The sequence below is a fragment of the Xenorhabdus santafensis genome (genome assembly GCF_033949405.1).
Classification (GTDB): Bacteria; Pseudomonadota; Gammaproteobacteria; order Enterobacterales; family Enterobacteriaceae; genus Xenorhabdus; species Xenorhabdus santafensis.
Genome location: NZ_VCDN01000036.1, coordinates 1 through 12,407 on the forward strand (window position 1 = coordinate 1; position 12,407 = coordinate 12,407).

7 protein-coding genes and 2 pseudogenes are annotated in these 12,407 nt (G+C 45.7%); 3 read left to right on the forward strand and 6 right to left on the reverse strand.

Annotated features, from left to right (window positions below):
* Positions 1-416 precede the first annotated feature (416 nt).
* Together FE392_RS09580 and FE392_RS21275 are read left to right on the forward strand one after the other, a co-directional pair.
* Positions 417-584 (forward strand): annotated as a pseudogene (locus tag FE392_RS09580) (NADP-dependent isocitrate dehydrogenase); the annotation flags it as partial.
* A gap of 88 nt (positions 585-672) precedes the next feature.
* Positions 673-807: pseudogene (locus tag FE392_RS21275) on the forward strand (bacteriocin immunity protein); the annotation flags it as partial.
* Between the two features lie 73 nt (positions 808-880).
* On the opposite strand, the gene FE392_RS09585 reads toward FE392_RS21275, so the two are convergent.
* From FE392_RS09585 to atoD, 4 genes are all read right to left on the reverse strand, one after another.
* Entirely contained in the window at positions 881-1,846 is a 966-nt protein-coding gene (locus FE392_RS09585; RefSeq protein WP_319930000.1) for a tail fiber protein, read from the reverse strand.
* 238 nt (positions 1,847-2,084) lie between these two features.
* Positions 2,085-3,407 carry a TIGR00366 family protein gene (locus FE392_RS09590; protein WP_319930001.1) on the reverse strand — a complete coding sequence of 441 codons (1,323 nt, stop codon included), beginning with the start codon at positions 3,405-3,407 and terminating at the stop codon, positions 2,085-2,087.
* A complete protein-coding gene (locus FE392_RS09595) occupies positions 3,404-4,072 on the reverse strand; it encodes a 3-oxoacid CoA-transferase subunit B (RefSeq protein WP_319930003.1) in 669 nt (222 codons plus the stop codon). The genes FE392_RS09590 and FE392_RS09595 overlap by 4 nt, the downstream gene beginning before the upstream one ends.
* Positions 4,073-4,084: 12 nt before the next feature.
* Positions 4,085-4,735 carry an acetate CoA-transferase subunit alpha gene (gene atoD, locus FE392_RS09600; RefSeq protein WP_319930004.1) on the reverse strand — a complete coding sequence of 217 codons (651 nt, stop codon included), beginning with the start codon at positions 4,733-4,735 and terminating at the stop codon, positions 4,085-4,087.
* Between the two features lie 253 nt (positions 4,736-4,988).
* On the opposite strand from atoD, the gene FE392_RS09605 reads away from it, so the two are divergent.
* Positions 4,989-5,126, forward strand: coding sequence for a hypothetical protein (locus FE392_RS09605; RefSeq protein ID WP_319930005.1), 138 nt, complete (start codon positions 4,989-4,991; stop codon positions 5,124-5,126).
* Between the two features lie 401 nt (positions 5,127-5,527).
* Here the strand turns inward: FE392_RS09605 and FE392_RS09610 are convergent, their stop codons facing one another.
* Positions 5,528-12,010 (reverse strand): TcdA/TcdB pore-forming domain-containing protein, encoded by a 6,483-nt coding sequence (locus tag FE392_RS09610; RefSeq protein WP_319930006.1) that lies wholly within the window; start codon positions 12,008-12,010, stop codon positions 5,528-5,530.
* Between the two features lie 91 nt (positions 12,011-12,101).
* Positions 12,102-12,332, reverse strand: a complete 231-nt coding sequence (locus FE392_RS09615; protein ID WP_319930007.1) for a hypothetical protein — start codon at positions 12,330-12,332, stop codon at positions 12,102-12,104.
* Between the last annotated feature and the right edge of the window lie 75 nt (positions 12,333-12,407).

Genomic DNA, 12,407 nt, shown 5'->3' on the forward strand with positions numbered 1-12,407 from the left:
TTGCATAGTAATTCCCTCATTCAATCAACAATACACATTGCTAAATAACATGAAGGCGGTGGGAGACTACTCCGCCTGTGAACAACAATAAAATTGGTTCATCAATACTGGAGAGTGCTGTTTGATTACTTTTTGATGGGTAGCATATTTTGATGGCAGGATGACAGAAAATGACACGCGATGGATCAATAAAATTTGTTTATCTACTGATAAAAGTTGATAAATATTTTGTACCGACAAAGGGGGGCTTCCTTTGTTTTTATCGACGTGGAATTTGAGGGGAAATTATTGGTTATCAAAACCGAAATAACATTTTGTGAAATCAAGTAGTTATATGTAACTATTTTATGCCATTTTTTGTATGGAGAAAATTATAAAAACTTTTATATTCAATTTGTTATATTCATTTTGGTCATATACTGCTACGCCACATGGGATGGTTCGAAGCTGCAGACTTAATTGTTAAAGGAATGGAAGGCGCGATCGCAGCCAAGACCGTGACTTACGATTTCGAACGCCTGATGGATGGCGCTAAATTACTGAAATGTAGCGAGTTCGGTGACGCAATCATTTCTCATATGTAATTGATTGCTTAACTGAATTGATAACGGGGGCTTAAGGGTTCCCGTTTTTTTATTCTGCTTATTCCGAATTTAGGTTGATTACGATACGGAGCAGCAGGGAAATTATGCCATTTCTGAATTTGAGCGCAGTATTCAATACTCAATTGACAGTGATTTAATTTTTTTCCCTAACGATAATGATGGTAATTTCCCTGAAGGTGTTTTGGTTCGTATCAAACATTAGCGAGCTGAAAACAGCCTGTTATTCTTTAAGCGGAATAAGAACAGGGGCTAATCAGATTGCCCCTATTATATAATTATGGAGTTATATCATTGTATACATAAGCGTAAATTCTTCCTTTTATTGCTCCTTCGGGAATCTCTAGTGTGTTCGCTATATCAGATAACCTATGAACAACAGCTTTATCTGAAGTAAAAGCATTTAAGATTATTCCTTGAGCGAAAGCCCCCATTAAGATGTAGATATCATAGTTATCACCAGAGGTATTGACAGTCACTAAATCAGTTGGTGCCATGTGATTGGTTGTGTACATTACGGCATTAATTCCATGAAGTTGCCAGTCCCCTGTTCTTAAAACTATATTAGCCATGGCGCACTGATCAAAATGACCAACATTGTATCCAGAGCCACCAATCAGATTAATATTAATGGTACTTGGGTAGATCATAGTCACTTCAGCAATTTTAACCCAAGCTGCTTTCTGAATTGTTAGGTCACCTGTATATTGTGTGCCTTGTATTGAGTTCTTGGCCCTCGTTATTGTTTCAGTCAAACCAAGATTGTTCACAAATGCATGTTTATTAGGAATATCAGACCCATTTTGACTTTTAGACAATCTAGCTTCGGCATTGGTATTGGCACTAGTAGCATTCTGATTTGCAGTGATTGCTAATGCGTCAACTTTACTGATATGAGAGTCGGTTTCTGCTGTGGTATAGGCACCGACATCTTTTGCTCTAAGAATTACATCAGCTGATAAAAGGTAGCCATTAATAGTGCGTCTGATTGGAACACTGTTACTAGCATTAGTATTAGCTGTATTCGCTAAATCATAAGCTTTTTTAACAGCTTTAGAAGTTGCAACAGTTATTTCACTATCACTGTCTGTTTCATTGCTAAGAGTAACAAGGCCCTTATCTTCCATTGTCGCGTATGGATGATTACGACTTGCGGCATGTTCTTCAATTGCTTCTTTAATGGCTTGTTTGACATCGCCCGTTGTTGGAACATCTACAGAATTGCTACTGTCTCGAATACTCATATTTATTCCCTCATATAATCAACAATACACATTGCTAAGTAACATGAAGGCGGTGGGATACTACTCCGCCTGTGAACATCAATAGAATCGGTTCATCAATATTGGAGAGTACGGCTTGATTAATATTTGATAGGTGTATGCTTTGTTGGCAGGATGACAGAAAATAACAAGCGATGGATCAATAAAGTTTGTTCAACATAAAATGAATTATGTTAGTGATTCAGCTAGCTTATTTTTGTCAAAACAGGGTTAGACCGATGATAAATATCACACCAGAAAAAAGCAGGGCTGTGATGCAATAACCCATAATATCGCGCACACTGAGTCCTGCGATAGCCAACGCGGGTAATGCCCAAAACGGCTGTGCCATGTTCATCCACTGTTCACCGTAGGCGATTGCCATAACGGATTTACCTAAATCTGCCCCCAATGCTTCAGCAGCAGGTATGACAAATGGTCCCTGAATGACCCAATGACCACCGCCAGACGGCACGGCAAAATTGATAAGTGCGGAGCTGAAGAACGTCATGATTGGAAAGGTGTCTTTGTTAGCGACGCTGATAAAAAATTCAGTAATAAGCCCACCCAACCCGGAACCTTCCATCATCAGTTGAATACCGGCATAGAAGGGGAACTGAACTAAAATGCCTGCGGTGCTTTTCGTGGCTGCCCCCACAGCACGCATGTATGCCATCGGAGTTTTATGCAGCAATAAACCAGTCAGCAGGAAAATCATATTGACCGTGTTAATAGTTATATTGAATCCGTTTTCGCTGAAGTATACCCCGAGATAGGTGAAACCCAGAATTGCGATGATCCACGTAATAACACGGCTTTCTTCAATACGTTCAGAGAATGGGGCATCCCGCGATATTTTTTTCTGGAAATCAGGTTCGTCTTCCAGCAGTAGCGGGTTGATCATCACAATATTTGCTTGCTTCGGCATCATCATTCGGGTGACAAAAGGCATGATGACGATAAGACTGAGTGTGATAAAGATGTTGTAATCGGTAAAGAGAGTTTGGTTGATTGGGATCAGCCCTGAGAGATGTTCAACCGGATTACCCGGAGTTGCTGCCAACAGAGGCATTGAGCCGGAAAAACCGCCCCCCCACGTCAGAAACCCAATGTAAGCGCAGGCGATCAAAAGCGGATAATCAGAACCTGGAACTCGACGAGCAACTTCACGAGCAAACATAGTACCGACAACCAACCCGAAGCCCCAGTTAATGACACAGGCCACAGCGCTGAAGAAAGTCACCAGCATTACCCCTTGTTCAGGGTTTTTTGCCAACGAAGCTGTCAGTTTCAGGATACGTTTAACCGGGCCAGAACTTGCGAGTGTGTAACCAGTGACAATAATCAGTGCCATTTGCATCCCGAAAGCAAGCAGATTCCAGAAACCATCTCCCCACATTTTGACCAGATTTATCGGTGTGCTTGGGGTTAACGACAGGGCGGTTATGAAAGTGAGAGCAGTAAGCAGCATTGCAAAGATCAGCGGATCGGGCAGATAACGGCTGACAATTCGTGTCATTACCCGAGCAATACGGGCGATCATGAATGATCCCCTGCGGCATTAATAATCGGCATTATTTTCACGTCCGGGGAGATAATAAATTCGGCTTTGGTTTTTGCCCTGATGGTGTCAATGCCCACATCGGGTGCATGTTCACACAGTACCATCCGGTCATTTTCGAAACGAAATACAGCAAGTTCAGTGACAAGTGTATCCACGGCATTGACTGCTGTGAGTGGCATCGTGCATTCACGCAGAATTTTGGCTGAGCCATCTTTTGCACAGTGTTCCATTGCGATGATCACGTTGCGGGCACCAGTCACCAAATCCATAGCCCCTCCCATGCCGGATACTTTTTTACCCGGTATCATCCAGTTAGCAAGGTTAGCATGTTGGTCGACCTGCAATCCGCCAAGCACACTGACATCAACGTGCCCGCCACGGATTAATGCAAAGGAGAAGGCACTGTCAAACATAGATGCTCCCGGCAGAATTCCACAAGATTGGCCGCCTGCATTGACCAGATCTTTATCCGGTTGAGTGACTGGCCCTAATCCGAGAAAGCCATTTTCAGACTGTAGAATGATATGTACCCCTTCAGGCAGATAGTTCACCACCTGAGTCGGCAGGCCGATGCCAAGGTTAACAATATCTCCATCATGCAGTTCAAGAGCAACACGGTGGGCAATCAATTCCTTAGCGTTCATAGCTGATTCTCCTTACTGAATAATGAGATGATCGATGATGGCGCCTGGGGTAACAATGCAGTCCGGATCGAGGGAACCTAGCGGAACGATTTCATCGGGTTCAGCCAGGGTGATATCCGCCGCCATTGCAATGAGTGGATTAAAGTTACGTGCACTGAGGCGATAGGTCAGGTTGCCGAAGGTGTCCGCTTTATGGGCCTGAATTAATGCCAAATCAGCATATAGCGGGAGTTCAAGAAGGTATGTCCGGCCATTGATGACTTTTTTTTCTTTGTCTTTTTCAACGACGGTGCCTACCCCCGTTGGTGTCAGAAAACCACCTAATCCTGCACCAGCACACCGGATCCGCTCTGCCAGCGTTCCCTGTGGTATCAATTGCACTTCCATTTCACCGGAAAGCATGCGATGGCTTGTTTCCGGGTTAGTACCAATATGGGATGCAATTAATTTTTTTACCCGGTTATTAACAATCAATGGCCCTATACCGGTATCAATCAACGCAGTATCATTAGTAATAATGGTTAAATTTGTTACGTTGGCTTCCAATAGTGCGGTAATTAAATGTTGTGGTGTACCAACACCCATAAATCCACCTACCATGATAGTCATTCCATCACAGAAAAAGTCTTTTGCCTGATTAAGCGTTATTTGTTTATTTTTCATGTTTATTTTTTGGCAATGAAAATATCGCCAACAATAAAATAATTAATAATGTGGTGACAGATTAAATTTTATTTTCCGTTAACAATAAAAGTATTGATATTTCTAAATTATTAGTTTGGTAAGTCTTTAAGAGTAGCGTGCTAACCTATAATTCAATATAAGTGATTATTAATTGGTTTTTTATATAGCATTAAAGTTCCTTTGATATGTAATAAAATAAAAAACTTTTAATCTATATTAAGGGGTGATTAATATGTCAGATGTTCGCAGTATTATTAATATTGATAATAATTTTGGTTGTAAATACAAAGTGAGTTTATTTAATCAGGAGTCAGCAAATAAACTATTTTCCATCGTTCCTGACCATGTGACTGTTTCTCCGGGGGAGTGATTAATCTACTGGCGGTATGTGGACTCCGTGGTGTGATAGCCAGAAAGATAATGGGGAACTCCCTTTAATGGTGTTGAATAAATATTGATTTGTTATTATTTTTTGAATAGAAATAAAGTTTATATTTTAGTTAATGTTTAATAGGGTTCAAAATAATTAATGTCATTGTTTTCTATAGTTTAATGTTCTAATGATATTTTACTTAACATGAAAGCCTATCATTTACGTCAACCATAAAAAAACTGTGTTTTTTTATGGTATGCAGGAAACCAATATACAAACCAGCAATACCGGAACTGACTCGTTAGTTATGACAGAGAGAATCAGGGAAGGGGAGATGTCTGGCGAATGTTGGGTATCAAAAAAGGAGGGGGGATTGCCCCTCCTGTTATTTCTTGTACTCAGATAACGGAAAGATTGGGGTCAGGCAACAAAAGCGGTTGTTCGGCCTTGGCAGGCTGAAGGCTTTGCAGCATGTTCCCGTGAACACTTCCGGTATCAGGGAATGAGGCCATTGCGCCAATCAGAGTTCCCAGGCTTAACCCTTCTGCTTCTGAGAGAATAGCACCGGAATCAGCCGTTATAGCTGGTTTTTTAGGGTGCTTACTGACCCAAGATAAATCCATCAGCATGTCATGAGTTCCCTGAGCGTTATTCGGTTTGCTGAAGCTTTTGACCAAAGAATCCACGTCGATCATCAATGAGGTTCCTTCAAAGTTGATATGCAGATGCGCCTTGGTCTTGCGGTCAACTACCTGACGAACGACCAATGCTGTTCCGTTATTTGTGTCAGTCAGCATCAAATCACCATTGTGCTGGTTCACCAGAATGTTTTCCGGATCCGCTATCGGCAGGATCAGGCGATCCAAAGCTTGCTCCGGGTCGCTATTGTCGATAATTACTGTACGGTAGTGATCCCATATTTCCTTGGTGAAATGATAGGAATCGTGATTGGCTCCGCCATACAGCACCAAGCTGTCGACACCGTCAATGATCGGTGGTGTCAGGTTGTCATCGGCCTTTCTTCCCTGAAGCAACAAAGAGGAATTCATCCGCTCCACCCCATTGAGTTTATTGATGGTGATAGTTTTGCCATCTTTGAGACTGTACAGTTTCTGGTTCGTCTGGTTATACACATACGCGGTTTTGTTTTTTGCATGGGTTCCGATAAAGCTCAGGTGATCCGAAGCTGGAATTCCATTGCCTGCAAATTCCTGACCGCTGCCAATATCAAACCAGCTTGGTGCATTACTGCTTTGTAACGTCAGTACTCCTTTGGCATGCCACTGTTCAGCAAGATTAGCGAGCGCCTGTGCCTGATCAGTTTTGTTGTTGTTTTGCCATTCTTCATCAACGCCAACTAACTGTAACTTGCCATCATTGGCTCGCAGCAAAATTTCACCCTTGGTTGTGATAAGGCGCATGCCAACATCAATCTGCTGTACTTCTTTCAGGGACAAGCCAGACGTCAGTTCACTGGCAACAGGAAGCTGTATTGATGCGCTAAGTATATGGTCAGAACCAAAAGCAGCAGCCAGCTCATTTGCGTTCATGGCAGGTTGAAGATACAGCTTGCCGCTTTCAGGTTCAAAGAGCCGTGCGGAGGTACTGCCCGCTTCGAATCCCAAAAACTGTAGCGGTTTGCCCTGTAATTCCGTTGAAGCGACGACCACTTGTCCATTGTGATACCACACTGGCAACTGACTCTTGCCATCGGTACCTTTGACGCCAAATACGGCCAAAGTCGCTCCGCTGCCGGTGACACTGGCCAGATCCTGCCACCAATGAGTACGTCCCTTGAGCCAATGTTCGTTAACGGCTTCATAATTAAGCTGTCCCCGCGCATTGAGTTGAGCTACACGCCCATCCTCAGTGATGGCAAGCAAATTTCCATTCAGATTGATCACGTTAGCCAAGGGTGGGGTGCTGACGCGTAATGCTGTGGGATGGCTGGCGTCAAGCACTGCCTGCCCGGGGCCTTCCTGGCGGAACAAAACCTTTTGCTCATGGCTGTAGAAGAAAAACACGTCCTTGCCGGCAAAGTCGGAAAGAGTACCTGCCAACACCAGATCAGCGGGAATTTGCCAGTTGCTGCGGGTTTGTGCATGCGTGTCGGAGTACGGAGTATGATCTGCTGGCGGAGCCAGATTTGGCTTGATCAGCATCCCGTCGCGGGTACGTATCCAGTAACGATGCTTTACATCATCTGCATCTATACCAAACACGGTGATCAGTTCCGCGCCCGTCGGTTGAATTTGCCGTGCGTCCAGCGTATAGGACGATATCTCATGCTGAGTGCTGTTGCTCTCATAACTCTGGAGTATTGCCCCGAGCACATCACTGTGTCTGTCAATGTTTGCCAACTGCCGGAGCAACTCATGATTACCCACAACACTGACGAGTTCCATCCGGTCATCAACTATCCGATAACCCAGCTCAGCTTCTCCCTCTTTCAGCTGATAACGGCGCGCCAGATAAACCGCATTGCCTTCTTGCCACAACCGACTGATTTTTCCTGCATTGTGGTTGAACCACGGCATAAACTGCGCATCAACCTGTCCGGTGGTGATATTTACCCGCCATGCTGCTGCGTTGTCGCCGTCGTAGAAATAGGCGTGATCATCCATCACTGCACCAAGTTGGGCGTGTTTGGCCTGTTCGTGGGTGGTGTCGGTGAATATCATCCGATCTTTAGCGACATCGTAGAAGGCTCGGCCAACGTCATGTCCGTTGTGGCTGTAGTTTTCCACCACCACATATTGCCCGTGTAACTGGTGTGCTTTGGCAAGATCGCTCAGATGCTGTTCGATTTGCTGGCCGGATACTTGCCACTTGCTCGCATCTTCTTTCACCACGTCAGCCGTCAGTGTGGCGAAATTGATTTCGCGTACCTCATTTTTACTGTTGACTACCAGCACTTGTCCGTTTTGGGACGGGTCGAGTTCCACCACTACTCCACCGATTACCAGCCGGTTTTCCGTGATTTTGATGGTGTCGCTGTCAAGCTGGCTGCTATCAATGATCCAGCGTGATGGCATATAGTGATTGCCGCCCGGTGCGATAACGTCGCTCATGAGCTTCACACTGGCCCCTTCGTTCAACCCGATCAGATACTCGCCACCTGCGCCTTTGATTTCGTAATGCAGGTAGCCATGCAGTTCCTTGGGAAGATCCGGCACTATTAGTTTCCTGCTGCTCTGGTCAAGCAGGACTTCAACAGGCGTCGCGACATATTCCTGATAAATCCTGCGGATCGTATACTCACTCGGAAAAATGTAGAAATCATAATCAAAGCGCTTATCATCTTCGAACCTGCGGATCACATCGAAACCGGTATCGTGGCGCGTCGTTGCCCCCGGAAGTATCATATATTCGTATTTGATAAAGGACTTGGGCGTACCCGGCAAGATCAGTACGTTACTGTCACTGTGATCAAGTTTATGGGACGCTTGTTTATGGCCGATTCCACTACGCACTTCGATTGCCTGACTGCGATCGTGCACCATCCTCGGGAGATCACCGACCCAAAAGAAATAATTGATTTTCCCCGAACCTGTCGGGCCAGAGTGGGTACGATAGATGTACTGACTGTCGAAGCCTACCTGTTGATTACGTAGATCCAACGTCTTGATGACAGCGCCGGCGAGAGGCACCAACACATCTTGCTTGCTGTCATATCGATAGCCATTACCTTCGTAGGCTTTATCGAGCATATCGAAATAACGCCCCACCGCTTTGGCATCCTCGGCAACCGCACCAAAAGCCTGAGCCAGCGCGGTGAAACCCACGGCAAGCCCGCCAAGGAGCACACCTGCGCCACCGAGGACTGCAGCAGTTGTTGAAGCACCCATCATTCCGGCTCCGACACCGGCTGCTCCGGTGACGAAACTGGCTGAATCGAACGCCAGTTGAGTGCCAAATACCGCTTTCTGTGTGTCTGTCTCTGCATGAGCAAGTTCATAGGCGTCTAACCCGACAAAAGCACCGCCAAAAAGCAAGCCGATGCCTTCGTTGGCGGTATGGGCCAGAGCGGAAGAAAATGTCTTGAGTGATGTTTCGGCACCCACCACTTCGCCGCGCAATGCGGTACGTACCAGTTCAGTCACTTTCACCACATCGTTGAGGCTACTGTGCGCCATTTGAGCGTAGTTAAGGTAACTGTGGATTTTGAGTGCCGTTGCCAGATCCGGCGAAGAAATCCCATGTGCTGCATCGTTGCGGTTCTTGTCGGCAAACCACTGGATCAGTGTCTGTACCGCAAATCCTGCGTTCAGGCCATCAATCGGAGCGGCTTCACCAATTCCGCCATTGTGCCGTATCTGGCCGCGTTCGAGGGTGAAATGCCGGGTTAAAGTGCGCATATGTTCATCGATAAAATGGCGGAATTTGACAAAAGTGTCATTGCGGCTGTTTATCCACATTTCCTCAAGGGTATCGCGATTGATGAATTGAATGCGATAATGGCCTTCATCCTGCTCCATAATATTGCCAATGACCGGCATCCAGCGCTGATCAAGTCTGTTTTCCTTGGCAAGTTCTGTTATGGCGTTATCGAATTTTTCTCCCCACTGCTCAGCATCAAGGGTTACCAAGGCGGTACGTAATTGAAGATTTTCGTCAATCTTCTCTTGGGTATTGACGACTTGCTTGACCTGTCGGCGTTGTTCTATGACAGTGGCGAGTTCATCGGAGCGAGTCAGGTCAGCAACATCCAAGCCATTACCAACCGGTACTCTTGCCATCTTGGCAGGATCGATCTCCACTAAGTTGAAGGCAGGGGTTGATTTACTGCCAAGTGCGCCATAATGAACGGCCAATTTGCGTGTCACTAAGTGTTTTTCCATGGCACGGGAGAAATTTTTCATGCTGTCAAAAGCAAAAATGCCGACATTGGGATCATAGAAGTAGTATCGGCGTCCTTCCGCGCCAACGGTCACTCCCACCATCATTGCGTGATTTCGGGTATTGAGGGCGAATGTCGCCGTCCCAGCCGATGCTTTCAGCAGGGAAGCCACTTCGGGTAAGGTCACCTGTCCCCGTACAGTTGATGCCTGTACCGCCTCCACATTGGAATGCAGTCTTACCAAGCTGTTTTTTAGCAGCGTGGCGCTGCCTTCCTGCGGAGAAGCAGCGGCCAAAAAGAGTTTTTCCACCAGGTTGTTGATACCTGCCTCACCATTGCTGGCCAGCGCCACTGCCATGGCTCTGACCAACGGATAGCAACGGCCACCAGAGATATCGCCGACCAATGACAGATAGAAATCTTGTGGCACCAGATGGCTGGAGATACTTCCGGCATGCTGAAAATCTTCGCTGAATACGGCGGTCTGCTTCAGGACTTTATCGATGTATTCTGCTTGGCTCGCTTCAGTAATGCGGCTGATTAAAGCTCCTCGTTGCTTGGGGGTCAACTGACTGTCAAAAAACAGGCCCTTCATTTCCAGTGCTGACATTCTTTCGTCAAAACCCGGAATGTTGATATCCTGAAAATGACGCAAGCCATTGATAAATTCAGGATCCGTTTTCCGTCGTTGATAAGCTTCGGCAATAGCATAACGTTCGCCCAAGCTGAGATTACGCTCCTGACCACCACCCTGAATGGCGGTATCATTCATCTGCAACACGGCATCCATACCGTTCTTGGATTTAATTTGCTGCCACAACCAGCTTTGTTCAACGGAGAACACTTCACGCAAAACGGAATCGTATTGCTCTTTGTAGAATTCCAGTGTGATATTGAGCTGCTTTATCTGTTGGTCAATCAAGGCAAGTTTGGCACTGTCTCTGGTACTGTTCCGGAGCTGGTAGAGATCACTTCGCTTGTCCACTAATTGTTGAGTATCTTCGGTGATTTTGTCCTGAACCTTATCACGCAACCCAACCCATGCGGCAATCGCTGAATGGTGAGGAGAAAAGTCCCCTGTTTCGTATACACCGTCAGCGATCCCCTCGGTTGCTATGCCGAACTGAGCTGCGATTTTTTTGAGCTTTTGGTGAATTTTTTCGCGGTAATCGGCGAACTTGGCCTGACCATGAGCAGTTATCTGACTGTCAGCGGCCTGAATTGACAGTGGTTCCTCGCCGCTGCGTAGTTTCGGCCAGAGCATATGACCATCCCGCAGATACTCCTGACGCTGGAATACCAGTTGCCATTCACCGTTAACATATTGCATGTAAGCTGCCGCAAGACCTTCAGCAGTACCGGCGACTTGGTAATCCTGATAGTCCACGGCCATGACCACATTGTCATACAGCAGTGAACTGTTAACCCGGCCGTCATGGTAAACCCGATAGGTATTGTCATCAAGGTGGGTGACCACGATTGAACATCCTGACAATGACCCGGTGAACAGGAAACTTCCCGGCATCGCCTGCTTGGGAATATCCACATAAGCAGGCAATGCCTTAGCCTGATTTGCGCCGTTATAGCCGAGGAAATAGGCGGGGACGCTGTTTGCGCTACCTTTAGCATCATTTGTGCCTAAATCGATGTATTCGACTTCGTATAAACCTGCCTTGACTTTGACCAATTGAGCATGACCCTCTGCCGGGAGTTGCCCCGCTCTGACCAATGTTTCAACACTGATGGTGTTGGATTCAGCGAACGAGACTGGATCGGAGGCAAATTGCCGGATATCGGCGCTGCCTTCACGGGGTTGTGTGCCATTTCCCGCAGGCACTAAGCTCCCCTTAAGTTCGCGATCCCGTACCGCTTGCTCCAGCATTCTCTGCTTTTTGATCAGCTCAGGAGTCCATTTATGACCACTTTCGCTGAAACCTTGCTTAATAGCCTGAATCAATACCTTGAAATCCGGATTTAGTTGTATCTCTTTAAGCGTCGCCTGCGCTGACATAAGCAGAGATTGATAGCTATTATTCGGCATGGTAATTCTCCTTAAAAGATCCTACTGTCCTATTGATAAATTTTATGGATTACAACACGTTAAATATGGCAATGGCTAAATAGAGTCATGGCTAGTGCATCAATACCTTTACACCAATACATTGTCGGAAAGATGATAGGGTTATCTTCCAGTACCTTCTGGTTTCAAGTTCATTAATGAGGAAAATGTCAGACGAAGCGGTATAAAAAGGCTGAGTCATAGCCTGATTGGCAGGAAGGTATTGCAACAATAATCGGCAATAACCAAGGGCAAATGACAACGTATTAGCAGATATATTGTCCCTATCAATTGTCATGTTCATTGAGCGATTCCGTTCGTATATTATCAGTAATAAACTGTATTGATTATTGTTATCATAATAATAATCATTATCAAT

Excerpts from the sequence above, each read along its gene's own strand:
- FE392_RS09610 (WP_319930006.1), bottom strand. The coding sequence starts at position 12,010 with ATGCCGAATAATAGCTATCAATCTCTGCTTATGTCAGCGCAGGCGACG.
- FE392_RS09590 (WP_319930001.1), bottom strand. The coding sequence starts at position 3,407 with ATGATCGCCCGTATTGCTCGGGTAATGACACGAATTGTCAGCCGTTAT.
- atoD (WP_319930004.1), bottom strand. The coding sequence starts at position 4,735 with ATGAAAAATAAACAAATAACGCTTAATCAGGCAAAAGACTTTTTCTGT.
- FE392_RS09595 (WP_319930003.1), bottom strand. The coding sequence starts at position 4,072 with ATGAACGCTAAGGAATTGATTGCCCACCGTGTTGCTCTTGAACTGCAT.
- FE392_RS09615 (WP_319930007.1), bottom strand. The coding sequence starts at position 12,332 with ATGAACATGACAATTGATAGGGACAATATATCTGCTAATACGTTGTCA.
- FE392_RS09585 (WP_319930000.1), bottom strand. The coding sequence starts at position 1,846 with ATGAGTATTCGAGACAGTAGCAATTCTGTAGATGTTCCAACAACGGGC.
- FE392_RS09605 (WP_319930005.1), top strand. The coding sequence starts at position 4,989 with ATGTCAGATGTTCGCAGTATTATTAATATTGATAATAATTTTGGTTGT.